22 protein-coding genes are annotated in these 23,857 nt (G+C 70.8%); 4 read left to right on the plus strand and 18 right to left on the minus strand.

The features are described from left to right. Positions 1 to 14: 14 nt before the first annotated feature. A complete protein-coding gene (locus ACNNMR_RS01125; protein ID WP_419992563.1) occupies positions 15 to 1,115 on the minus strand; it encodes a hypothetical protein in 1,101 nt (366 codons plus the stop codon). Between the two features lie 207 nt (positions 1,116 to 1,322). On the opposite strand from ACNNMR_RS01125, the gene ACNNMR_RS01130 reads away from it, so the two are divergent. After that, complete coding sequence (locus tag ACNNMR_RS01130; RefSeq protein WP_419992564.1) at positions 1,323 to 1,958, plus strand: twin-arginine translocation signal domain-containing protein; 636 nt, start codon at positions 1,323 to 1,325, stop codon at positions 1,956 to 1,958. Here ACNNMR_RS01130 and ACNNMR_RS01135 read toward each other — a convergent pair whose 3' ends face one another. From ACNNMR_RS01135 to ACNNMR_RS01200, 14 genes are all read right to left on the minus strand, one after another. Beyond that, a complete protein-coding gene (locus ACNNMR_RS01135) occupies positions 1,959 to 2,606 on the minus strand; it encodes a hypothetical protein (RefSeq protein ID WP_419992565.1) in 648 nt (215 codons plus the stop codon). It lies immediately after the preceding gene. A gap of 92 nt (positions 2,607 to 2,698) precedes the next feature. Next, positions 2,699 to 3,190 carry a nitroreductase family deazaflavin-dependent oxidoreductase gene (locus tag ACNNMR_RS01140; protein WP_419992566.1) on the minus strand — a complete coding sequence of 164 codons (492 nt, stop codon included), beginning with the start codon at positions 3,188 to 3,190 and terminating at the stop codon, positions 2,699 to 2,701. 4 nt (positions 3,191 to 3,194) lie between these two features. Further along, the gene (locus ACNNMR_RS01145) at positions 3,195 to 3,926 is read right to left on the minus strand and encodes an amidohydrolase family protein (RefSeq protein ID WP_419992567.1); all 732 of its coding nucleotides are present in this window, start codon (positions 3,924 to 3,926) and stop codon (positions 3,195 to 3,197) included. 26 nt (positions 3,927 to 3,952) lie between these two features. Next, positions 3,953 to 5,062 carry a mandelate racemase/muconate lactonizing enzyme family protein gene (locus ACNNMR_RS01150; RefSeq protein ID WP_419992568.1) on the minus strand — a complete coding sequence of 370 codons (1,110 nt, stop codon included), beginning with the start codon at positions 5,060 to 5,062 and terminating at the stop codon, positions 3,953 to 3,955. After that, positions 5,059 to 5,832, minus strand: a complete 774-nt coding sequence (locus tag ACNNMR_RS01155) for an amidohydrolase family protein (protein WP_419992569.1) — start codon at positions 5,830 to 5,832, stop codon at positions 5,059 to 5,061. Before ACNNMR_RS01155 ends, ACNNMR_RS01150 begins: the two co-directional genes overlap by 4 nt. Beyond that, on the minus strand, positions 5,829 to 6,545 hold the full coding sequence (locus tag ACNNMR_RS01160) for a creatininase family protein (protein ID WP_419992570.1): 717 nt from the start codon (positions 6,543 to 6,545) through the stop codon (positions 5,829 to 5,831). The genes ACNNMR_RS01155 and ACNNMR_RS01160 overlap by 4 nt, the downstream gene beginning before the upstream one ends. Further along, the gene (locus tag ACNNMR_RS01165; protein WP_419992571.1) at positions 6,542 to 7,513 is read right to left on the minus strand and encodes a Gfo/Idh/MocA family protein; all 972 of its coding nucleotides are present in this window, start codon (positions 7,511 to 7,513) and stop codon (positions 6,542 to 6,544) included. Before ACNNMR_RS01165 ends, ACNNMR_RS01160 begins: the two co-directional genes overlap by 4 nt. Then, positions 7,510 to 8,328: an ABC transporter ATP-binding protein gene (locus ACNNMR_RS01170; RefSeq protein ID WP_419992572.1), complete on the minus strand. Its 819-nt coding sequence runs from the start codon at positions 8,326 to 8,328 to the stop codon at positions 7,510 to 7,512. The genes ACNNMR_RS01165 and ACNNMR_RS01170 overlap by 4 nt, the downstream gene beginning before the upstream one ends. After that, positions 8,325 to 9,311, minus strand: a complete 987-nt coding sequence (locus tag ACNNMR_RS01175; RefSeq protein WP_419992573.1) for an ABC transporter ATP-binding protein — start codon at positions 9,309 to 9,311, stop codon at positions 8,325 to 8,327. Before ACNNMR_RS01175 ends, ACNNMR_RS01170 begins: the two co-directional genes overlap by 4 nt. Next, positions 9,308 to 10,189, minus strand: a complete 882-nt coding sequence (locus ACNNMR_RS01180) for an ABC transporter permease (protein ID WP_419992574.1) — start codon at positions 10,187 to 10,189, stop codon at positions 9,308 to 9,310. Before ACNNMR_RS01180 ends, ACNNMR_RS01175 begins: the two co-directional genes overlap by 4 nt. Continuing rightward, positions 10,186 to 11,148 (minus strand): ABC transporter permease, encoded by a 963-nt coding sequence (locus ACNNMR_RS01185; protein ID WP_419992575.1) that lies wholly within the window; start codon positions 11,146 to 11,148, stop codon positions 10,186 to 10,188. The genes ACNNMR_RS01180 and ACNNMR_RS01185 overlap by 4 nt, the downstream gene beginning before the upstream one ends. A 25-nt stretch (positions 11,149 to 11,173) precedes the next feature. Next, positions 11,174 to 12,766, minus strand: a complete 1,593-nt coding sequence (locus ACNNMR_RS01190) for an ABC transporter substrate-binding protein (protein ID WP_419992576.1) — start codon at positions 12,764 to 12,766, stop codon at positions 11,174 to 11,176. Between the two features lie 112 nt (positions 12,767 to 12,878). Then, positions 12,879 to 13,670: an IclR family transcriptional regulator gene (locus tag ACNNMR_RS01195; RefSeq protein ID WP_419992577.1), complete on the minus strand. Its 792-nt coding sequence runs from the start codon at positions 13,668 to 13,670 to the stop codon at positions 12,879 to 12,881. A 93-nt stretch (positions 13,671 to 13,763) separates the two neighbouring features. Then, on the minus strand, positions 13,764 to 14,720 hold the full coding sequence (locus ACNNMR_RS01200) for an amidohydrolase family protein (RefSeq protein WP_419992578.1): 957 nt from the start codon (positions 14,718 to 14,720) through the stop codon (positions 13,764 to 13,766). Between the two features lie 74 nt (positions 14,721 to 14,794). Between ACNNMR_RS01200 and hisD the strand changes: the two genes are divergently transcribed. The 3 genes from hisD (at position 14,795) to ACNNMR_RS01215 (ending at position 18,112) form a co-directional block, all read left to right on the plus strand. Further along, entirely contained in the window at positions 14,795 to 16,096 is a 1,302-nt protein-coding gene (gene hisD / locus ACNNMR_RS01205) for a histidinol dehydrogenase (RefSeq protein WP_419992579.1), read from the plus strand. A gap of 43 nt (positions 16,097 to 16,139) precedes the next feature. After that, a complete protein-coding gene (locus ACNNMR_RS01210) occupies positions 16,140 to 17,057 on the plus strand; it encodes a dihydrodipicolinate synthase family protein (RefSeq protein WP_419992580.1) in 918 nt (305 codons plus the stop codon). Between the two features lie 80 nt (positions 17,058 to 17,137). After that, positions 17,138 to 18,112, plus strand: a complete 975-nt coding sequence (locus ACNNMR_RS01215) for a hypothetical protein (protein WP_419992581.1) — start codon at positions 17,138 to 17,140, stop codon at positions 18,110 to 18,112. Positions 18,113 to 18,116: 4 nt separating this feature from the next. Here ACNNMR_RS01215 and ACNNMR_RS01220 read toward each other — a convergent pair whose 3' ends face one another. The 3 genes from ACNNMR_RS01220 to ACNNMR_RS01230 form a co-directional block, all read right to left on the minus strand. Further along, on the minus strand, positions 18,117 to 20,186 hold the full coding sequence (locus ACNNMR_RS01220; protein WP_419992582.1) for a hypothetical protein: 2,070 nt from the start codon (positions 20,184 to 20,186) through the stop codon (positions 18,117 to 18,119). A gap of 83 nt (positions 20,187 to 20,269) precedes the next feature. Continuing rightward, a complete protein-coding gene (locus ACNNMR_RS01225; RefSeq protein WP_419992583.1) occupies positions 20,270 to 22,048 on the minus strand; it encodes an exo-alpha-sialidase in 1,779 nt (592 codons plus the stop codon). Continuing rightward, the gene (locus ACNNMR_RS01230; protein ID WP_419992584.1) at positions 22,045 to 23,850 is read right to left on the minus strand and encodes a sugar-binding domain-containing protein; all 1,806 of its coding nucleotides are present in this window, start codon (positions 23,848 to 23,850) and stop codon (positions 22,045 to 22,047) included. Before ACNNMR_RS01230 ends, ACNNMR_RS01225 begins: the two co-directional genes overlap by 4 nt. Positions 23,851 to 23,857: the final 7 nt, after the last annotated feature.

The raw sequence follows: 23,857 nt of genomic DNA on the forward strand, positions 1-23,857 counted from the left end.
TGTGCACCGCCTGCTTATGCCACCCCACGATGCCCGCGCGCACCGGCCGGAGCGATGGGGCGATCATCCGGACTGACGGTGGGGTTAACCCCCCGCCGCGACGCCTCCGCGAGCTGCACCGACACCACCCACAACACCCCGAGATCGAAGGCGAGCTCGGTGACGGCGGCGAATTGATTCACGGTGAACTTGAACACCTGTCCCACGAGCACATCCGCCAAGAGCCCCAGCCGGATCAGCCGGAACGCGGCAACCCGGTCCCACGCCAGCCGCACCACCCCCGCGGTCGCGAGCACGACAGAAGCGGCGGCGGCGACCAGAATGCCGACGGCGGCACCGGCCTGCGGATCGTGCTCGAGCTCGCCGCTGAGCGCGTCCATCGGGATCCAGACCGCGAGCAGCGCCGCCTCGGTGATCGCGCAGCCGATGGCCAGGACGGCGGCGGTACGGGACCCGGCCGCGCGCCGCAGCGCCTTGGCGGCGGCAGCCGCCCACCGCCGATCCGGCCCCGGCGACCGCTCCGGGAGGGTGTCCATGAGCCGTACGAGCGCCTGGTCGGCCTCGCGCCCGGAGCCATCCAGGAGCGTGCGCGCACTCCGCCGCTGCGCGTCGGTCAGCCCGCGACCGACGCCGCCGAGCACCAAGTCCGCGGCCTGGGCGGTACGTTGTTCGGCCGACAGCGCGGCAGGGTCCGCGGACCGCCTGCGCACCACCTCGGCGAGCAGCAGGAGCAGCGCGAAGCTGCCGTAAATGATCCCGGCGGCGGGCTGATAGAAGTATCCGGGCTCATCGGTGACCTGCTTCCCGACCTCATCGATGAACAGCCCGAACCCCGCCCCACCGGCCACCGCCGCACCCCGCCGCGCCGCCTGCCCGACGCAGCAGAGCAGGATCAGCAAGGCCGCCATCATCAGCAGCCCGCCCCACAACATGTGCGCGATATGCAGATTGCTCGCCCCGCCACCGATCTTGGGATAGCCGGCCTGCGCCAGGAAGGCGCGGGTGACCAGCACGGTGCCGATGCCGGTCAGCGCGAAGAGACGGGCGTACGCGGCGGCGTCGGACGCACGTAGGACGGCGGGGCGGCGGACGCGTGACAGCAGAGAAGGGCCCATCCCGCGATCGTGACCCGCCACCACCACCGGGCACGATCGGGAACGACCCGGTGAATACCCGCACCTGTCCCCTAGGGCCTCGGCGTTCCCGGGTGTGCCCGCGACGCCGAACCACCCGCGCCACAGGCCACCTTGACCGGGCCGATTGACGCTGTACCGTCAATCGCGGAACCGGCATCGCCCCCCCACCGTTGCCAGGAGGATGACGTGCCCGCTCGTCCCAGCCGACGGGGCTTCCTCGGCGCCGCGGCCACACTCGGCACCGCCGCCGCCCTTCCCGTCATAGGCTCCGGCCCCTCGTACGCCGCCGAAGGCGCCCGGCCGCTGGCCGCCTTCGTCACCCGCGCCGAATGGGGCGCCCGCCCGCCGACCAGCACCAGCGGCAACATCACGCCGGAGAACGGCGGCGTGACGATCCACCACTACAGCGGCACGAAGTGGGCCGCCGAGGACCACGCGGACTGCGCGGGCCAGGTCCGTGCCGTACAGAACGACCACATGGACAGCAACGGCTGGGCGGACATCGCCTACAGCCATCTCACCTGCGTCCACGGCTACGTCTTCGAGGGCCGCGGCGAGGGCCGCCGCACCGCGGCCAACGGGACCGACCCCGGCAACCAGAACTGGTACGCGGTCTGCGGCCTGGTGGGCGGCACGACGGACGACTACGACACCATCACGGCCGAACTCATCGACGGCTTCCACCACGCCATCCGCCGCCTCCGCGAGCAGGGCGGCGCGGCAACCGGGCTCAACGGCCACCGCGACCACTTGGCGACGGAGTGTCCCGGCGAGAAGCTCTACGCGATGGTCCAGGACGGCAGCCTCGAACCACCGGGGTGACTACTGGTTGAGCGGCACGCCGTGCTCGTCCGCGAAGGCGCGGCGGCACAGGCCGTGGCAGAAGCCGTACAGCACACCGTCGTGGACGAGAGTGAGCGCGGAGTCGTCGAGGGCGACGCGCATGCCGCAGATCGGGTCGATCAGCGAACCCTCCGGGGCGGAAGGCGCCGGATCGGCGGCGGTGGCGTCGCGGTACGGGCGGGAGACGAACTCCGTAAGATCCATGGTGCTCATGACCCGGCCCATGAGCCCGACCCCGCCCTCCGAGACGCCGTCGACCAGGACGGTCGCGTGGGGTTCCCGCCGTACGCGATCGGGGTCCCGGCCCGCCGCCCGCTCGGTCGCCGCCAAGGCCTCGGTGATGGTCTCCACGGCATAGCCGCTCATGTCCTTACGCCACGCCGCGGGCACGGTGACCCGCACGAGATAGCGCGGCGGAGCCGCGGCGTCGGCCGCCGGCCGCTGCCCCAGCACCCAGGCGGTGGGCTCGTGCACGAGGACCTGCGTGATGGCGCGCTGGGCGTCGAGGAGTTCGATGGCGTGGCTGTCGTCCTCGACCATGAGCGCGTCGACGATCCGCCGCCCGAGTGCCTCCTGCTCGGCGGCGCTCAGCGTCCCCTTCGGCACGAAGACCTCGATCAGCAGCATTCCGTACTCCCCTCTGGTGGCCTGTGGCTATATACCGACACCATGCCCCCTCGGGGTATAGGAGATCATCTGCCTTGAGGAGGAGTCGGGCACTACTCCCGTGGGTGTACGTGCACCGCCACGAAAGGGATGTAGTCACGGCCGACGAGGTAGTAGTCCTCCTGGCTGCCGTCGGTCTCGATGCCGCAGAAGCGCATCAGCTTCGCTGCCGTGCGCGGATGGCGGAGCGCGTAGCGGGCCATCAGGCGGCCCGACTCCTCGGGGGCGAGCGGCTCGGCGACGGCCGGCTTGCGGCGCATGCCGACCTGGATGGTCACCTCGGGGGTCTGCTGGACGTTGCGGTACCACTGCGACGTCGGGCCGAAGCCGGAGACGATGTGGTACGCGCCCGTCTCCCGGTCGCGGCCCGTCACTTCGAGCACGACCTGACGCGGCTTGCCGCTGGTGCGGCCGGTGTGGGTGAGCAGGAGCAGGCGGCCGCCGAAGATCCAGCCGAGGCGCAGCCGGAAGAGGCGGATCGGCGCCCGCAGCAGCAGCCGGCGCAGCCCGGTGGGGGAAGGGGTTTGCCGGGTCTTGGTGGGCACGCTTCTATTGCAGCAGCCCCGCCATCGTCCCGCCCAGCACCGCCGCCTTCTCCCCCGCCGGGATCGGCCATTCGCGGACCCGGCCGAGTTCGATGGACGGCAGCGTGTACGGGCTGTCCGTCGAGAAGATCACCCTGCCGGTGCCGATGCCGTCCGTCCGCGCGAAGCCCGTGAGGACCGAGTCCCACGGCGCGTAGGCCGTGTCCGCGTACAGATTCGGGGCCCGCAGCAGGGCCTGGTTGGCGTCGATCCAGAAGTCCGTGCCGCCGCTCTTGCCCATGATGAACGCCACGTCAGGATGGAGCAGCGCCAGCTCCGCCAGCGGAAGCGGGATCGAGGACGGCGGGGTGCCGGTACGGACGTACACCGGCCAGCCCCACTCCCCCGCCCGCCGCAGCAGCGGGTCGAGCAGGCCGTCGAGCAGGTCGAAGCCCTGCAGCACCGGGTCGACCGCGAGCGCCACCGCGCCCTCGTCCCGGGCCCGTTCCAGCTCGGCCGTCGCCTCCTCGCCGCGCCAGGGGTTGGCGACCGCGTACGCCAGCAGCCGCCCGCCCGAAGCCCGCGCCGCAGCCACCGTCCGTGCATTGCCCTCGCGATTGTCGTACGCGATGCAGCGCTCCGACGGCGCGATCAGCGTGCGGTCAATGCCCAGGTCATCCATGTCGGCCAGCAGGGACTCGGTGGACAGCGCGACCTCGCGGCCGTCGCCGATGCGGACGTGGGCGTCGATGAGCATGCGGGGTTCCCTCCCGACTCGGAGCCTTACTGGCCGAACAGTTTCAGGATGTCGTCGCGGATCGTCACGCCCAGCCCTGGCGCCTCGGTGAGGCGGACCTGCCTGCCGTCGCCGGCGAGCGGCGCGGCCAGCACATCCTCGTCGTAGTAATGCGCGCCGATGATGTCCGACGGGAACGCCGTCGTCAGCTCCGGCAGCGCGCACGCGACATGCAGCTGCGCCGCCGCGCCCAGACCCAGTTCCCCGTTCGACCCGATGACCGTGCCCAGGCCGAAGGCGGCGGCGATACGGCCCAGCTCCACCGCCCGCGCCGGACCGCCCGCCTTGCCGACGTACACCGACACCACGTCGGCCGCGTCCGCGCGAATCAGCCGCACCAGGTCGTCGCGCCCGAACACCGACTCGTCCGCGATCAGCGGAAAGCCGAGCGCGCGCAGCTCCCGCAGACCCGCCAGGTCGCCGGGCGCGAGCGGCTGCTCGACGAAGTCGGGGGCGTACGCCTCCAGCCGGCGCATCGCCGCGGCCGCCTCCGCCCGGGTCCAGCCGCCGTTGGCGTCGGTGCCGAGGAAGGCGTCGGGGCCGGTCAGTTCGCGGGCCAGGCGCACCCGGGCGGCATCCCCGGCGACGCCAAGACCCACCTTCACCTTGAACGCCCCGAAGCCCGCCGCCGCGGCCGCGGCATGGGCCCGTACCAGCTCATCGCCATCGCCCGAAAGCGACAGCTTGACCGGGACCTCCCGCCGCACCGGGCCGCCACCGCCCAGCAGCACCGCCAGCGGCACCGCGTGCCGCTTCGCCAGCGCGTCCCAGAGCGCGATCGAGACGCCCGCCTTCGTGAAGGGGTTGCCCGCCAGGGCGCGGTCCATCGCCGCCTCCAGCACCGCCGGGACCAGCGGCTCCCCGAGCAGCACCGGCGCCAGCGCCGTACGGATGAAGTGCTCGGCGCTGGCGCCGTCCTCGCCGCTCCAGATCGGGGTGGCGCTGACCTCGCCGTAGCCGTCGATGCCGTCGTCGGTCCGGACCCGGACCAGGAGAAAGTCGGAGCGGTCGTGCGCACCGCGGGCGCCGCGGACGACGAGGTCGCGGCGGACGGGGAGGGAGACCTGGGCGGTCTCCATGGCTGCGATACGGGTCATGCCGCCGCCCTCGCCGGGAGGCCGAGGAGGCGGCGCGGGTTGGTCTCCGTCATTGCGGTCAGCACGTGGTCCGGCAGGCCGAGGGCGTGCAGCTCCTGGACGCGGGTGACGGCGTACGGCTGCTCCACCTCGGCCGACAGGCCGGAGTCGGTGCCGAACAGCAGCTGGTCCGGCGGGACTTCGGCGGCAATGCGGCGGACCGCGTACGGGGGCGTGCCGCACAGGCAGATGTGCAGGTTCGGGGTCGTGGTGACCGCCGTACGCGCCTCGCGCCAGCAGTCGTGCAGGCCGCCGTGCGAGAGCACGAACCGCACCCGCGGGTGGCGGCGGGCGAGCGCCGCGATCTGCAGTGGGGAGGAGTACGGCGGGGTGCCGTCGTGGAAGATGAGCACGCCGGACGTCGGGGCCAGCACCTCGCAGATGGGGTCCATGAACGGCTCGTGCGGGCAGAAGCCCTGCAGCCACGGGTGCAGCTTCAGGCCGTGCATGCCCAGCTCGTGCACGCAACGCTCGGTCTCGGCCACCGCCCAGTCGGCGCGCGGGTCGACTGTGCCGAGCGCGCGCATCCGGGCCGGGTCGGCGGCGGTGAAGGCGGCGAGCTTGTCGTTCTCGGCGGGGCTGGGGTGGAAGAGGCCGTCGTGGGTGAGGACGACGCTGATGTCGATCCCCGCCTTGTCCATGAAGGTGAGGAAGTCGGCGGGTCCGAACTGCGCGCCCGCGAGGAAGCCCGCCTGCTCGCCCGCCGGGATGTGCATGTGGAAGTCGATCATGCGAGTGCCTCCGCGAGGTGGTCGATCCGCTCCGCCAGGCCCTTGGCGCAGGCGTCCAGCCAGGCCGCGCCCTGCTCGGGGGTACGGGCCGAAGGGGTGTCGCTGTAGCCGTCGATGGCCTGCCAGAGGGCCTGGGTGTGGACGGTGACGCCGGCGGCCGCGGGCACCTCCGGCTGGGTGGGCCGGTCGGGGGCGGGTGCGGCCAGGGGGTGCAGCGAGGCGACGGCCGAGGTCTCGAAGGCGCCGGCGTGGCCGGGGCTGTCGCCCGTACCGGAGAGGTCCCAGTAGTTGGCGTACGCGACCGCCAGGCCGTGGCGGGTGGAGGCGGCTGCGGCGGCGGAGTGGCAGGGACCGATGTTGCCGCCGTGGCCGTTGATGATGAAGAGGCGTCGGGCGCCGTCTATTTGGAGACTTCTCGCTATGTCGAGAAGGGTGGCGAGCATCGTCTCAGGTGAGAGCGAGAGGGTGCCGCCGAAGGGGAGGTGGTGGTCGGAGCAGCCGTACGGGAGGGGCGGGGCCAGCACCAGGGGCCTGGTGGTCGCGGCCAGTTGGGCGGCCCGCTGCACCACCGTCGTGGCCAGCAGGGTGTCGGTGCCCGTCTGGAGGTGCGGGCCGTGCTGTTCCGTCGCTCCTACCGGGAGCAGGACGAGGGCGTCCGGCAGGAGTTCGGTGAGCTGCTGCCGGTTGAGGTCGGTCCAGTGCGAGGCCGTCATGCGCGTACCGCCTCCTCGGCTATGCGCTCGCTGAGGGCGAGGCTGGCCAGGCCCTCCTCCAGGCCGGGTACGGCCCGTGGCAGTCGCCCTGTCGTCAGATCGACAAAGCGCTCCAACTGCCGGTCGAAACAGCGCTCGGTGCGCTCGCCGGGCGGATCGTAGACCTCGCGGCCTGCCGCCGTATCCAGCGTGAGCCGGAAGGTCGCGCAGTCGAGCACCGCATGCCCGCGATCCCCCAGCAACTGCAGCTCGCAAGGCGGCAGCCGGTCCGCCCACCAGCCGACCTCCACCAGCGCCGTGGTGCCGGAGGGGTACGTCAGCCGGGCCCCGGTGAGGTTGGCGGCGGGCGCGTCGGGGGCGGTCCGTACGGCCCAGGCGTCCGCGACGGCGGGTCGCTCGCCGAGCAGGAACCACAGCCAGTCGAAGAGGTGCGCGCCGTCGTGCACCACCGGCAGGCCGTGGCCGAGGGTGGCGCGGATACGGTCCGCGTGGGCCGGGTCCGCCGGGTCGCGGAGCTCGTCGTAGATGTGCGCGCGGACCAGGTACGGGGGCGCGCCCAGGCGGCCGGCGGCGATCCAGTCGCGCAGCCGCTCCATGGCCGGGTCGTGGCGGTAGGTGAAGCCGACCTGGAGGCGGTCGGTGTGCGGGCTGCCGCGGAGGGATTCGGCCGTGTGCAGGTCGGTGGCGATGGGCTTTTCGGCCAGGACGTGGCGGCCGGCGGCGAGTTGCTCGCGGATGAGAGTGGCGGTGATCCACGGCGGGGTGGCGAGGACGGCGGCGTCGGCCGCCCGTAGCGCGTCCGCCGACTCGTGTACGGGCACGCCGGGCGCGGCTTCGGCGGCGAGCTTGCGGCGCGCCGGGTCCGGGTCGACGAGGGCGGTGAGCTGCACGTCCGGGTTGCGGAGGAGGGCGGGCAGGTGGGCGCGCAGACCGATGTCGCCGAGGCCGATCAAGGCGATGGCGGTCACGCGACGGCCTCCTTCTGCGCCTTACGCCACCGCTGATCAGCCGGGTCCGGCTGCGGCACAGCGGCAATCAGACTACGGGTGTACTCGTGCCGCGGATCACTGAAGATCTGCTCCCGGCTCCCCTGTTCCACGATCTTCCCCTGATGCATGACCGCCACCGTCGGCGCCATGTAACGCACCACGGCCAGGTCATGCGAGACGAAGAGATACGTCAGCCCCAGCCGCTTCTGCAGGCTGCGGAAGAGGTTGAGGATCTGCGCCTGAATCGCCACATCGATCGCCGACACCGCCTCATCCAGGATCACAAAGCTCGGGTTGAGGGCAATCGCCCGCGCGATCCCGACCCGCTGGCACTGGCCTCCGGACAGCTCATGCGGATAGCGGCCGGCGAACGACTCCGGCAGCCCGACCAAGTCCAGCAGCTCCGCCACCCGCGCCCGCTTCTCCGCCCCCGAAGCGCCCTCGTGGATCTCCAGCGGAAGGCCGACGATCTGCCCCACGGTCTTGCGGCGGTTCAGCGCGGCGACCGGATCCTGGAAGACCATTTGCATCTGCCGCCGCTGCCGCCGCAGATCGCCCGCCGACAGCCGGAAAATGTCCCGGCCCTCGAAGGTGACCGACCCGCTGGTCGGCCGGTCGAGAGCGAGCAGCAGGGCCGCCGTCGTCGACTTCCCGGACCCCGACTCGCCGACCAGCCCAAAGGTCTCCCCGCGCCCAATGGCGAAGGACACCCCGTCGACCGCCCGCACCGGCCCGCTGTCCGTACGGAACACCTTGGTCAGGTCACGCGCCTCGACCAGCACATCAGCGCTCACAGCGCGGCCACCCCCTTCTCGTACCGGCGGGCCGCCACATGACACTCGATCAGCCGCCCGGGACCCGGGACCAGCGGCAGCGGATCGTCAACCCGGCACGCGTCCTCCGCCAGCGGACAGCGCGGATGGAAGGCGCAACCCGCCGGCAGTGCGCCCGCGACCGGGGGCTGGCCGCCGATGGCGGGGATGTCCTGGTCCGGATCGAGCGCGAAGGTGCAGTTGGAGTCGATCAGAGCACGCGTGTACGGGTGCTCCGGCGCCGCGAAGACGTCCGCCACCGGCCCCGATTCGACCACCCGGCCCGCGTACATGACGTTGAGCCGGTCGCAGAACCCGGCCGCCACCGCCAGGTCGTGGGTGATGAAGAGCACCGACATGCCGAGCTCGCCGATGAGCCGGTCGAGCAGCTCCAGGATGCGGGCTTGAGTCGTCACGTCGAGGGCGGTGGTCGGCTCGTCGGCGATCAGCACCTCGGGGGATGCGGCGATGGCCATCGCGATGACGACCCGTTGGCGCATGCCGCCGGAGAACTGGTGCGGATAGTCCCGGGCGCGGGCGGCCGGGTCCGGGACGCCGACCTCGCCGAGGAGGTCGACGGCGCGGGCGTGGGCGGCCTTGGCCGGGACGTCCTCGTGGGCCCGTATCGCCTCGGCGACCTGGGCGCCGATCGTACGGACCGGGTTGAGGCTGCTCATCGGGTCCTGGTAGACCATGGCGACGCGGGCGCCGCGGACCCGCTCCATCTCGCGTTCGTCGGCCCGCACCAGGTCGCGGTCGCCGAGCAGCACCGAGCCGCCGGTGATCGCGGTGGGCGGGGTGTTGAGCCGCATGACGGCGAGGGAGGTCAGCGACTTCCCGGAGCCCGACTCACCGACCAGGCCGAGCCGTTCACCGCGCGCCAATTGAAAGGAAACCTTCCTGACCAACGGCACGCCCCGCGCCCCGACCTCCAGATCCGTCACCTTCAGCACTGGGTCGGTCATGAGCCACTCCGGTACAGCACCCGCTGCAGTTGATCACCGATGGTGTTCAGCGCGGCGATCGCCGCGAGGATGACGAGCGCCGGCATCAGCGGATACCAGATGCTCTGGAAGAGCTTCGCGTAGCCCGCCTGCAGCAGCGTCCCCCACGACGCGTCCGGCGGCTGCACGCCGAGCCCGACGAAGCTGAGGCTCGCCTCGACCATCAGCGACGTGGCGAGGTTCAGCGAGGCCTGTGCCAGCAGCGCCGGGGACGCGTTCGGCAGGACCTCCCGCGCCATGATCCGTCGCTTGGGCACGCCGACCGCGGTCAGCGCCCGCACGTAATCGCTCTCCAGCTCCGCCAGCACCGCCGATCTCGCCACCCGCGCGGTGAGCGGCGCCATCAGCAGCCCGGTCACGATGAGCAGCACCGGCACGGTGGTGCCGAGCGCGGCGACGAAGACCAGCGCGAAGAGGATGATCGGGATCGCCATCGCCGCGTCGGCGATCCGCATCAGCACGTCGTCGGCCCAGCCGCGGGTCGCCGCGGCGGCGAGGCCCCACGCGGCCCCGGCCACGAAGGACACGGCGGTGGCTCCGATGGCGATGCCGAGCGACAGCCGTCCGGCGGCGGCGACCCGGGCCAGCACGTCGCGCCCCAGCTCGTCGGTGCCGAACCAGTGGCCCCCGGACGGCGCGGCGAAGCGATGTGCCGGATCGATATGGGTGCCGGACGGCAGCACCAGCGGGCCCACCAGCGAGAGCAGCACCAGCAGCGCGAAGAGCGCGAGCCCCGCCACCGCGGCCGGCTGCCGCAGATAGCGGCGCAGGATGCCGTGCCCGGCCTGCTCGGCCGCGGCCGGTGCGGCCGTCGTCTCGACGGCTTCGATGGCGGTCATGCTCGCGCCCCCCGCCCCCGGAGCCGCGGATCCAGCACCCCGTACAGAATGTCCACCACCAGATTCACCAGCAGAAACGCCGCCGCGGCCAGCAGCACCCCGCTCTGCACCACCGCGTAGTCGCGCTTGAAGACCGAGTCCACGAGCAGCGAGCCGAGCCCCGGCCACCGGAAGACCATCTCGACGATCACCACGCCACCCAGCACCGACCCGATGATCACGCCGAGCGCGGTCAGCGCCGGCAGCAGCGCATTCGGCAGCACGTGCCCCGTCAGCACGACCCGGGCGCGCACGCCCTTTCCGCGCGCCGTGCGCACGTACGGCGCCGTCAGCGTGTCGGTCAGCGACGACCGCAGATAGCGGATCAGCGGCGCCGACACCGCGATGGCGAGGGTCATCGCCGGCATCGTCAGCGCCCGCAGCGCCTCCACCGGATCGTCCAGCGGCGATACGTAACCCTCCAGCGGCAGCACCTTGAACTGCACGTTGAACAGCGCGATCGCCGCGATCCCGAAGACGAAGGGCGGCGCCGCCATGCCGAGCGTCGTGTACGCCCCGACGATCCGCCCCCACACCCGCCCCCCGCGCAGCTGCGGCAGCAGGGCGAGGGGCACCGCGAGCGCGACGCCCACCAGTACCCCGCCCACCGCGAGCAGCAGCGTCGGCGCGACCCGCTGCCCGATGAGGTCGACCACCGAGTACTGGCTGAAGTACGACTCGCCGAGGTCGCCGCGGAACATGCCGCCGATCCAGTGCGCGTACTGCACCAGGATCGGGTCGTCCAGGCCCATCGACCGCCGCAGCTGGTCGACGGTGTCCTTGTCGATGCTCGGCGAGGTGCCCACCTTCTGGATCGTCGGGTCGCCGGGCAGCAGCCGCGGCACCACGAAGACCAGCAGGGACACCACCCAGAGCATCAGCACGCCGATCCCGGCGCGGCGGAGTATGTAGCGCTTCACGTATCGGCCCTCCGGATGGCCGGGCTCACTTCGCGAACCCCGCGGACTCCAGGTGCACGGCGCCGTCTCCCTGCGCCCACACGTTGCGGATCTGCGGCTGGGCGACGGAGATCCACGCCGTGTTGCCGATCACCACGATCGGGGATTCCTTGCTGAGGATGCGCTGGGCCTCGTCGTACGCCGGGCCGCGGACCTTGTCGTCATCGGTCGACTCGAAGGTGGTGACCGCCTTGTTGTACGCGTCCGGGGCCTTCCACTTGCACTCGCAGGTGCCGTCCTTGCCGAACCACACCAGCGAGTAGGTGGCCGGGAGGTTCGGGAAGGAGAGATAGTTCGCCACGATCATGCCGGGGAACTTCTTCGGCGCCGGATAGAACTTCGCCGACCAGGTCGCCAGCTCGGCCTTCTTGATCTCCAGCTTGATGCCGATCTCCTGCAGGCTGGACTGCAGCACCTCGCCCATGGTCTGCCAGGACGGGTAGCCGGAGGAGGTCCAGAAGGTGAGCTTGTCGCCCGACTTCACACCGGCGGCGGCGAACAGCTTCTTGGCCTTCTGCAGGTCGTACTTGTACGTCTTCAGTCCGCTGTCGGCGGCGTACCGGCTGTCCGGGTTGACGATCGTGTTGGTCGTGTTCGCGACGCCGTGACCCCCGTACGCGGCGTCGAGCATCGCCTTGCGGTCCACCGCGTACGACAGCGCCTGCCGGGCCCGCGGGTCGTCGAACGGCTCCGACTGCGTGTCCAGCTCCCAGGCCGCCGCGCTGGAGGCCACCTTGGGCTCGATGACCTGGGCGTTGCCGGCGCCCTGCAGGGTGTTGGCGGAGTCGGCGGGCACGTCGTAGAGCACGTGCACCTCGCCGGAGCGGAAGGCGGTCTCGGCGGCGGTGGGGTCGGCGTAGCGGGCGAAGCGGATGGACTTCAGGTGCGCCTTGGTGCCCCAGTAGGCGTCGTTACGGGCCAGGTCGACGGTCTGGTCCGGGACGAACTTCGTCAGCTTGAAGGGCCCCGTCCCGTTGGCCGTCTTGTTGACGGTCTTGATGTCGTCGACATCCGTCATCTTCAGCTCGATGAGGGCCGTCGGGAGGTTCGGGTTGCCCTCCTTGAGCTTCAGCTTGAGGGTGTCCTTGCCCTCGGCCGTGGCCTTGTCGATCATCGCGAGTTTCGCCCGGACCTGGGCGCCGGTCTTGGGCTCCAGGATGCGGTTGATGTTCTTGACGGCGTCATCGGCGGTGAAGGCGCTGCCGTCGTGGAACTTCACGCCGTCGCGCAGCTTGAAGGTCCAGTTCTTGTAGTCCGCGTCCGACTTCCACGAGGTGGCGAGGTCGGGTTCGGTGGTGTCGCCGGGGCCCCACTTGGTCAGGCCGTTCCAGAGCAAAGTCATCAGCTGCTGCTGGGTGGCGGCGTTGATGGTGTTGGGGTCGATCTGGGAGATCGGCTGGGTCTGGCCGACGACGAGCCGGCCGCCCTCGCGGACCTTGCCGGTCTTCGTCCCCTCCTTGCCCTTGGCCCCGCCGCCCGAGCCGCCGCCGTCCGAGCCGCCGCAGGCGCTCGCCGTGAGGGCGAGACCGACGATCAGTGCCGTCGCCGCGTGCTTGCTGATCCCTGGCCTGCTGATCACTTCTGCCTCCGCGAACCCAGCCGGTATTTCTGGTATTCCAGAAACATTTCTAGGATCTGGATGCTACGGGCGCCCAACTGCCGTACACAAGGCCCGCGATGCTTCCGGTTGGTTAACGAGTGCGCGCGTACCCGAGCCGCTCCGAGATCGACTGCCCCTCGCGCTTCAGCGCCTCGATGGCCGCCTCGAGCCGGTCGTCCTTGAGCTCGCGCGCGAAGCCGGTGACGCCGACCGAGCCGACCACCTTCTCCTCGGAGTCGAAGAGCGGCGCCGCCACGCAGGCGATGTCGGCCTCTTCCTCCTCGTCCTCTATGGCATAGCCGCGCACCCGGGTCTCGGCGAGCTCGTCGAGCAGCGGCCGGGTGTCGAGGCCGTGTGCCTTGGGGCCCGCGCCGGCGGCCAGGTGGTCGAGCAGCGGCGCCAGTTCGTCCGGGGGCAGGTAGGCCGCGATGGCCTTGCCGAGCGCGGTGAGGTTGAAGGACGCGACCTTCCCCGGGTGGGTGTTGAAGTGGATGAACCGGCCGGGCGGCGCCGCCTTCGCCACGTATACGACCTTCGGGCCGTCGAGCACGCCGACGTGCGCCGGCAGCCCGGTCTCCTCGGCGAGGGTGCGCAGGCTCGACTGCGAGACGGTCGGCAGGTCGAGGCGGCGGATCAGCTGGGCGGACAGGCCGTACAACGCCAGCGTCGGGCGCCAGTAGTGGCTGCGGCCGATGACCTTGCGGGCCGCATAGCCGCGCTGCTCCAGGGTCTGCACGATGGCCGCGCAGGTGGCGAGCGGGATGTCCGCCTTCTTGGCCAGGGCGGTGAGGATCAGCGGCTCCTCGGCGCGTACCAGCGTCTCCAGGATGGTGAGCGTCCGGTCGGCGGCGGGTGACGGCGGCTTGCTGCTGCCCTGGTCCATATGGCCCTCACGATCCTCGATGCGCGGATGCGCTTTCCCGAAATCTTCTGGGTATTTCTAGCATCTCGGAGAGTATCCCGGGGAGTTGTGGACTTACCGCGACAAGCCGAGCGCTCCCAGCGCGTCCACGTGGATGATGCCCTCGATGGCCTCCTCCGGGATCCGCGGCAGCTTCGTCCCCTCCAGGATGTCGTTCACCCGCCGCAGCCCCGCCATGGCCTCCCCGGTGTTGGCGATCGGGAAGTCCGAGCCGAGCAGCAGCTTGCCGGCCGCACCCCACTCGACCGCCGAGAGCAGCGACTCGTAGCAGACCCACGGCCGCAGATAGATCGAGGAGACGTCCGCGTACACATGCGGGTGCTTGCGGATGGTGACCACGGTCTCCTTGCCCCACGGGTGGCCCATGTGCGCCATGACGATCCGCAGCTCCGGGAAGCGCAGCGCCACCTCGTCGGTGACCAGCGGATACGTGTACCGCAGCGGGGCGTGCCGCATCGGCGAGGCGCCGGCATGGAAGAGGATCGGCAGCCCGACCCGCTCGGCGTGTGCGTACAGCGCCAGCGCCTGCTCGCACAGCGGGTCGAAGTCCTGGTAGTTCGGGCCGAGTTTGATGCCGCGCAGCCCACGGTCGCGCCAGCGCTCGACCTCGTCCAGGACGCCGTCGTGGAGGGGGTTGACCGACATGAAGCCGATACGGCGCGAGGGCGCCGCCGCGGCGAAGCGGGCCGTGGCCTCGTTGGTGTCCTCCGGGCGGTAGTCGAGGCCGGTGGCCTCCAGGGGGTTGTCGACCGCGATGTTGAAGACGATGGAGACGTCCGCGTCCGCCATCGCCTTGTCGTAGTCGGCCCAGGAGTTGGAGGTCACCACCGGGCGGTCGGTGCGCCAGTTCGGGTACGTCCGCAGCTCCGCGGGCGGCACCGGACCCTCGTGCGTCGGGGTGTGGGCGTGTACGTCGACGATCACGTGCTCTCCCTCCCGGCCGAACTCGGCCGGCTTTGACCAGCGTTCCGCGTACAGATCTTGCGCCCGGCAGCCCGGGAATGCCACCATCTCATATACGATACATATCTCTGAAATGCCAGAGATTCAGGGGCGGTTGCTCCGCAGCTCTCCGGGAGGGCACGATGCGCACGGCACTCAAGCAGGCCCGGCCGGCCGAGGTGGACGCCAAGCGGCAGCACCAGGTCAGGCAGACCGTCACGGAGATCATCGACGACGTACGGGAGCGCGGCGACGCCGCCGTGCGGTCGCACTCGGAACGCTTCGACTCCTGGTCTCCCCCGTCCTTCCGGCTCCTGCCCGAGGACGTCGAGCGGATCACGGCGCAGGTCGACCGCCAGACCCTGGACGACATCGCGTACGTCCAGGACCAGGTCCGCGGCTTCGCCCGCCACCAGCGCGACGCCCTGCGCGACTTCGAGGTGGAGACGCTCCCCGGCGTCCGCCTCGGCCAGCGCAACATCCCGGTCTCCGCCGTCGGCTGCTACGTGCCCGGCGGCCGCTACCCGCTCACCGCCTCCGCCCACATGACGATCGTCACCGCCAAGGTCGCGGGCGTCGAACGCGTCACGGCCTGCACCCCGCCCATCAGGGGCGAGATCCCGGCCGCCACCATCGCCGCAATGCACCTGGCGGGCGCGGACGAGATCCACCTCCTCGGCGGCGTGCAGGCGGTCGCGGCCATGGCCCTCGGCACCGAGTCGATCGCCCGCGCCGACCTCCTGGCAGGCCCGGGCAACGCCTACGTGGCCGAGGCCAAGCGGCAGCTCTACGGCGAGGTCGGCATCGACCTCTTCGCCGGGCCGACCGAGATCCTCATCGTCGCAGACGAGACCGCCGACCCCTTCGTCGTCGCCGTCGACCTGCTCAGCCAGGCGGAGCACGGCCCCGACTCCCCCGCCGTCCTCATCACCACCAGCGAGGCCGTGGCCCGCGCGGCGATGGCGCACATCGAGGCGCTCCTGCCGACCATGCCCACCCGCGACTTCGCCGAGCCGGCCTGGCGCGACCACGGCCAGGTGCATCTGACCGAGACCATGGACGACGCGTACGCGCTCGCCGACACCTTCGCCTTCGAGCATGTCCAGGTCCTGACCGCGGTGCCGCGCCTGGCCCTCGACGCGATGTCGGATTACGGCGCGATCTTCCTCGGCGAGGGCACCTGCGTGTCGTACGGCGACAAGGTCATCGGCACCAATCACGTGCTGCCGACCCGCGGCGCCGCCCGCTACACCGGCGGGCTGTGGGTCGGGAAATACCTGAAGACAGTGACGTACCAAGAGGTCACCGACCCCGCCTCCGCCGCCGAGCTCGGCCGGGTGTGCGGACGCGCGGCGCGGGTCGAGCTCTTCGAGGGGCATGCCCGGTCCGGGGATGTGCGCGCGCACAAATACGCGGGCGACGAGCTGCCTTGGGCGCCGAAGTGACGTACCCAGACCCGACCGAGCGAGACACCGGAGGATCCACCCCATGACCCACGCCCTCGTCCGAGGCGTCTCCCCCGTCCTCGAAGTGCCCTTCCACCCCGACGGCAAGGTCGACTACGAGGGCTTTGAGCGGGTCGTCGCGTACACCCTCGACTGCGGCGTCAGCAGCGTGATGTTCCCCGGCTACGCCTCCGAGTTCCTGAAGCTCACCGAGCAGGAGCGCTGGGCGCTGACCGAGATCCTGCTCGACCGCACCCGCGGCACCGACCGCGCCGCGGTCATCGCCGTCCAGGACCACGCCACCCTCCTCGCCGCCGACCACGCCCGCCGGCTGGCGGAGGCCGGCGCCGACGGCATCAACCTGCTCCCCCCGTACCAGCTGAACCCCTCCCCCACGGACGTCCACGCGCACGTCCTCACGGTGCTGGCGGCGGTCGCGGAGACCCCGGTCGTGCTCCAGTACGCTCCGGCGCAGACCGGCACCGCCCTGGACGCCGCGACCATCGCCGCGATCGCCCGCGAGCGGCCCAACCTCCGCCAGGTGAAGGTCGAGTCGACACCGCCAGGGCCGCTGATCGCCGCCCTCGCCCGCCAGGACCCGCCGCTGACCTCCGCCGTCGGCTACGCGGGCGTGCAGCTGCCCGACGCGCTGCGGCGCGGGGCGGTCGCCGTGCAGCCGGGGTGCTCTTTCACCGAGCTGTATGTGGAGATCTGGCGGCGTTACGAGGCCGGGGATGCCGACGCGGCCTTTGAGCTGCACCGGCGGCTGCTCCCGTACATCTCGTACTGGATGCTCGGCACCGAGCTGATGGTGGCGGCGGAGAAGCACATATCGGCGCGGCGTGGCCTCTTCGCGAGCGACCATTGCCGCGCGCCGGCGCACCGACTGGACGAGGAGGAGGTGCGGATGGTGGACCGGTTCCTGGCGGAGTTCGCGGGCTTCCTTCCGCCATTGGGCTGACCGGTCGGCGCAACCGGCGCGCAACGTGGGGGCCATAGATTCGGTCCGGACCGATACCCCACCCCGTCCGGGAGGGCTCCATGCGCCGACGCATCGCCACCCTTGCGCTGCTGGCCGTCGCGGCGATCATGGCGGCGATCCTGCCGCCATCGATGGCCCAGGCGGCCGAACTACCCCTGGGCAAGGCCAACTTCACCATCGCCGTGGGCGGCCTCAAGGCCACCTCCACCCACAACTGGGTCCGCCTCGGTTCGTACACCTTCACCACCGACGGGAAGGTCACCGAGCGCCACTGGCACTGGTCGAACGACAAGCGGGTCAAGCGCACCTCGACCGGCTTCAAGGCCAGCGGCTGCACGGCCCGCGACTGCAACGTCATGACCGCGGGCGGCTGGGAGTCCACCGCCGCCTCGTCCACCCTCTCCGGCACCTACGCCGTCGCCGGCGACAAGCTCCGCGTCACCTGGAGCGACGGCAAGTGGGAGGACTGGACGCTGACCTCGAGGTCGGGCGGCGCTCTGGCGAATGTCGAGCTCGCCGGCAGCAGCTACGGCGTCACGCACGGCTTCGGCGCCGGCTCCAACTGGGCCTGGGACAAGCGCGTCCCGGTCGCCTCGCTCGCCTCCGCGGACTGGCAGGCGATGATCCACCGCTACTACCTGTGGAAGACCAGCGAGGCAAGCGCGGACCCGTACATCGATCACGGCGACGGCAGCCCCTTCTGGCTGCGCACCTGGAAGAAGTGCACCGAGGGCAACTGCATCGGCGGCGAGACGAACGGTGGCGGCGCGGGCGCCACCGAGTACTACATCGCCCCCGCCCGCTCCCCCATCGGCCACCGTCGCGACACCCTGTGGGGCTGGCGGCTGCAGCACGCGATCGACCGGGGCGAGTACTGCTATAGCGGCAATTCGCATGTGAAGCCGATGCTGCAGGTCATCGACGACACCGGGGCCTTCCATGGCTGGGTGGGCGTGGAGGGGTCGATCAGCCAGACCTCACCCAGCCAGGGAGTGTTCGCCGACGACATCGGCGTCTTCCGGATCCAGGACTAACGGATCACTTCGCGATATCGATCGTGGTCTTCATCCCCGGGTCCGTGGAGGACAGCTTCCAGTCCTCCGCGGACTCGAAGCCCGGGTTCCTGACCCCGAGCCCGACCGTGGTGACGTTGTCAAAGCCCACATCGGCCGTCAGATCGGTGACGGGCTTCGCCTCGCACAGCCGGAAGGTGAGCTCCACCTCCGCCTTGCCCTGCACGAACTCGGTCACCGTGATCGGCCCCTGCGGATCGGATCCATTGATCCACATCCCCTTGAACCAGTCGGTGACGTCGTTCTTCCACACCGGCTTCCCGTCGATCAGCACCTCCTTGTAGTGATAGCCCTCGAACTGCGGCGTGATCTCGTGATCGTCGGTCTGCCAGAACGACAGCTCGTACCGCGGCAGCCCGCCCTGCACCGGCACCTTCTGCGTCGCCGAGGTGCACGCTCCTGCTGGCGTGGCGGTGTTCGGCGGGACCTGCATCCGCAGCCGGCCGTTGCCATACATGGCGCGGTTCTCCGGGCCGAGCTTCGGCCGCTCCGGGTTGCCCCAGTCGTAGCCGGTGCCGCCCCACGCCTTCGCGATGACGTCGTAGATGCGGTACGGGCGGTCGAGGGCGTAGATGTCGATCTGCGGGATGAAGGCGCCGGCGCGGCTGCCGGCGAGGTCCCAGCCGTCCTTGGTCTCGAAGCCGCCGTTGGCGAGGGAGAAGCCGGTGGCCTTCAGGTCGTCGAAGGCGAGCTCCTCCAGGGGATAGTTGCCGACGCCCTTGTTCTCGTACATCCGCAGCGTCAGCTTCGCCTCCGACTTCCCCTTCAGCGCCTCGGTGAGATCGGCGGTGGCCTGCTTCCAGGACTGCTCGGGGTCGTCGGCGACATCCGCCGACCACACCACCTTGCCGTCGACCAGCACCTGTTTGTGGTGGTAGTCGGCGAGCGAAACATGCCCGTACTCGTCGTAGTGCCGGAAGGACAGCTCGTACGTCCCCGCGTCCGGGTCGACCTTGATGGTCTGCGAGGCCGACGCCGACTCGCCCGCGGTGGTCGGCGTGCCCTCCTGCAGGGCGAGGTTGAGCCGCCCGTCACCCTGGTACGCCTTGTGGTCGCTGCTCATCGCCGGGGCGCCGTCCATCGCCGCGCCGTACGCGATGACGCCGTCGATGCGGCCGTCGGCGGCATAGGGCTCGGCCCGCCGGTACACGTCCTCGACGTAATCCTCGGTCGGCGGCTGCGGGCTGGCGAGAAAGCGGCCGGTGTAGACGAGCAGGATCAGCTCCAGCCCCAGCGGCTCGGTCTTCTCGCGGATCTTGTCCAGGTTCCGCTCGACGTACTGCGCCTCCATGGTGTTGCCGCCGCGCCCGGTGTACGGGTAGATGATCCCGTCGATGTAGTCGGCGTACAGCTCATAGAACTCGTCGCCCGACGCCTCCCCGAAGTATGCGGTCGTGTACAGCCGCAGATCAGGATTGATCGCGTCCTGCGCGGCCTTCATCTCGGCCATGTACTCCTTGGTGAACTTCCACTGATTGCCGATGAAGAAGTCGTCGATCGCCCAGTACGGGACGTTGGTGTGCTCCTTGCTGAGCTCCGCCACCGCCTTCGCCCAGCCGACGTAGTCCTCCAGATACGGCCAGGAGCAGCGCCCCTGCTGGTGCGGCGGGAGCACCTGGTCCGGGTCGTGGTCCTTGTAGACGAAGCACTCGCTCGGCGGCACCACATACGGCATCACGTCGATGCCGGCCTTCTCGGCCGCGGGCACGAACTCCTTGCGCAGGTCGTCCCAGTCCGAGCGGTACTCCCAGACGCTGAAGATGTAGCTGTTCGCCCCCATTCCCTTCAGCTTCTTGATCAGCTCGGGGGTGTCGATGTGCCGGTAGCCGTCCGCGCGCGGCTCTTTCTCGCGCGGCTGCGCGGCGACCGTATTGCCGCCCTGCATGGGCCCCTTGATGCCGCCCGCGGGCAGCGGCGGCTTGTCCGCGGCGGCGCGCCTGGCGTCCGGATCAGCGGCCGAAGCCGGCCCGCTGAGCAGCAGGCCGGCCACCGCCGCCAGGGCCACCAGGACGGCGGCCCACGGGCGTCTCAACATCTCGAACCCTCCGATATTTCGTAGATATCTTCAGCTTCTCGTAGTCAATGCTCCCTTCCTCGCGCTGATTTGGCCAGTACCCGTCAAGACTTCAGGACCTTGATGTTTCGCCAACTGCCCGTACCGGCGCGCTCGCTGACGCCGATCGCGCCGCTCTTGAAGGAGCAGTCGGTGTGCGTGAAGCCGACGGCTTTGCCGGTGGAGCCGGAGGGCCGGCCGGTGACCTTGATGTCGCAGCCGTCGACGTCGACCGTGAGGCGATACCACTTCCCGGCCTTCAGCCCACCGGGGATGGCCACGTCCTTGAGCTGCTGCCAGCTGCCGTCCTGCTTGCCCAGCACGACGCTCTTCGACGTCACACCCACGTAGTAGCCGTTATGCGCGTCGGCCCCGTCCCGCGGGTCCGACGTCCGCGCCAGGAGGCCCGCCTCGGAGCCGCCGGTGATACGGACATCGCCCTCCAGGCGGTAGTCGGTCCAGCCGGTGGAGCCGGCGATGGACTTGTCCCCGCCGTAGTCGATCCAGCCCGGCGTGCTGCCGCCCGCGGTGGCGCTCGCATACGGCAGCACGCCGCTGCTCGCCACATCGGTGCCGACCTTGCAGTCGGTCGGCCCGCCGTGGGCCGTGGTGGCGGTCAGGCGGACGGACCTGCCGGTGTGGTCGAGGAGCATGTGCGGGCTGTAGCTGGTCTTGCAGTTCTTGTCCGGGCCCTCGACGGGCTTGAACGGCGCCGGGGTCCAGGACCACGGGCCCTTCGCATCCGGGTCGTTGACGAAGACGGCCTGCCGGTCCTCGGGGGTGAACTCATTCCCCGCGACGTACCGCGTGCGCATCCCCATCATCATCAGCTGCCCGTTCGGGCCGCCCGCGGGGCTCCACACGAGGTACGGGCTGCTGCCCAGATACCGGCCGTCGGAGGTGACAGCCATCTTGCCGAGGTCCGCGGGCCCCTCGCCGAAGGTCGAGCCGCCATCCGTCGAGGTCTTCGTGTACGCCTCGCAGTTGCGACCCGCGCCGCAGATCTCGTACGCGAGGACCATCCGCCCGTCCGGCAGCGTGGCGGTCGTCGGCATGCCCGGGCGGTCCGTCGCCGACTCGCTCTCCACATCCACCACAAGCCCGGGCTCGAAGTTCGTCGAGCCGTCCGGGTTCGCGCTCCACGTTTCGCCGCCGTCCTCGGAGACGATGTGCGCGATCACCTGCGCGCGCTCCGGCTGCCTGCGCTCATCGGCGAAGAACATGGCCAGCCGGCCCTCGCCGTCCAAGGTCAGGAAGGGCTCCCACACGCCGGAACCGCCGTGCGGGGCGCCGTCCGTGCCGCCGCCGGTCTGGACGATGGACTGGAAGTCCCAGCTGGCGCCGTGGTCGGTGCTGCGCCAGAGCACGAAGTCGGAGCGGGTGTTGGCGCCCGGCTCGATGTTGCCCGCGAGCAGCAGCGTGCCCGCCGGGTACTTGCCCATCTTCTTCGGGAGCTCGAAGAGGAAGGGCTGCCACATCCGGTCCGACGGGTGGTTCTCGCCGGTGAGCGGGTCGGGCAGGGTCGTGAGCGTACGCCAGGTCCTGCCGTCGTCCTTGGAGGTGCGCAGGACGAACGCGGACGGGGTGCCGTCCGTGGAGGCGCGCTCGAAGGTGCCGAGCAGGGTGCCGTTGGCGGCGCCGCTGTGTTCGAGGCGGATGACGCGGGCGGCGGCGACGAACTCGTTCGTCGACTTCCGCGTGTAGAGGCTGTCGCCCTCGCTGTTCGCCGCCGCGCTCCAGGGCTGGAGCGTGCTGGCCACCAGGGCCAGCAGCACTGCGGCGAGGAGGCCGGTCAGCAGGCGGGTCCTGCCGGTGCCGGGGTGATCTTTCCCGTGCTGAATCAATGCGTGTCCTTCCTACGGGTGAGGATTGCGCGCAGTTCGGTCAGGGGGATCTTGGGTTCGCGGTCCGCCGTGAGCAGGCCGTTGATCTCCTGCTCGGTGTCGGTGAACTGCGTGTAGCAGAAGCCGGCGAGGCCGGAGTCGACGGCGGCCCCCACCAGGGCGGTCAGCCGCTCGGTGAACTCCTGCGGATTGGCGACGGTGTCGTAGCCGAACCACTCGGCGCCCTCGGCGGGCTCAAAGGTCGCACCGCCGAATTCGCTCAGCACGACGGGCTGCCCCTCGTGCCGTACGCCGTCGAGCAGCAGCCGCTTGGCGCCGGGCCACCGCTCGGCGAGCTCGCCGCGGCGCAGAGACACGTCGCCGTAGCGCTCGCGCAGCACCCGGGCGCTCTGGGTGTAGTCGTGCACGCCCCAGATGTCGGCGGCGGAGATCTCCCAGCCGTCGTTGGAGACGGCGGGGCGGGACGGGTCGAGGGCCTTGGTCAGGTGGTACAGGCTGTCGATGAAGTGCCGCTGCTCGGGGACGAGCGCCGGGTTCGGCACCGACCACGACTCGTTGACCGGCACCCAGGCGACGATCGACGGGTGGCTGAGGTCGCGGGAGATCGCCTCCTTCCACTCGCCGACGACCCGCTCGACGGTCTCGGTGCCGAAGGCGTAGGCGGACGGCATCTCCTCCCACAAAAGCAGCCCGAGCCGGTCGGCCCAGTACAGGAAGCGCGGGTCCTCGATCTTCTGGTGGATGCGCAGCCCGTTGAGCCCGATCTCCTTCGCCAGCTCGGCGTCGCGGCGCAGCTCGTCGGCCGAGGCGGACAGGTGCGAGGACGGCCAGTACGCCTGCTGCAGCGCGAGCCGCATGAAGTACGGCTTGTGGTTGAGGAGGAAGACGCCGTTGTCCCAGTCGATGTCGCGCAGGCCGATGTACGAGGCGACGGTGTCGACGGGGGTGCCGTCGGCGGCGTCGGTGAGCTCGACGGTGGCGTCGACCAGGTTCGGGCGCTCCGGGCTCCACAGCAGGTCGTCGAGGTCCTGCCCGTGCCGCAGCGCGGGCACGGCGATCTCGAAGACGGTCTCCCGGCCCTCGGAGACCAGCGTCCGCTGCTCGGCCAGCACCCGGTCGCCGCGCGTCAGCCGGACCGTCGCGTGCAGCGCGCGCCGCGGCCACCGGCTGAGCCGCAGCCGGCAGCGCACCTGCGCATGCGCGACGTCGGGCGTGAAGTGCAGCACCGCGACATGGTCCTCGGGCACCTCCTCCAGCCAGACCGGCTGCCAGATCCCGGAGGTGCGGTGGTACCAGATGACGTGCGGCTCCCGCCGCCAGTCCTGCTTGCCGCGGGGCTGCGCCGGGTCGAGCGGCTGGTCCTCGGCGCGTACGACAATGACCTGCTCGCCGTCGCGGTCGATGGCATCGGTGAGATCGCAGGTGAAGCCCGTGTGGCCGCCCTCGTGCTGCCCGACGAGGCGACCGTTCAGCCAGACCTCCGCCCGGTAGTCGACGGCGCCGAAGTGCAGCAGCAGGCGGCGGCCCGCGGCCGGCTTCGCCGCCTCGATGGTGCGCCGGTACCAGAGCACCGGGTGGAAGGCGGTGTCCTGGACGCCGGACGCCTTCGACTCCGGCGGATACGGCACGGTGATGGTGCCGGTGAAGGGCTCGGTGACCTCAGGGTCCATCCAGCGGCCCGAGCGGCCCATGTCCTCATCGTCGTGGGCGAATTGCCAGGGGCCGCTCAGGTCGTGCCAATCCGGGTCCCGGATGAGCTGCGGCCGGGGGTGGCCAGCGGCGTCCAGATGGGTGTGGTGCATGCGAGAG

The organism is Streptomyces boninensis, assembly GCF_048572725.1.
Classification (GTDB): Bacteria; Actinomycetota; Actinomycetes; order Streptomycetales; family Streptomycetaceae; genus Streptomyces; species Streptomyces boninensis.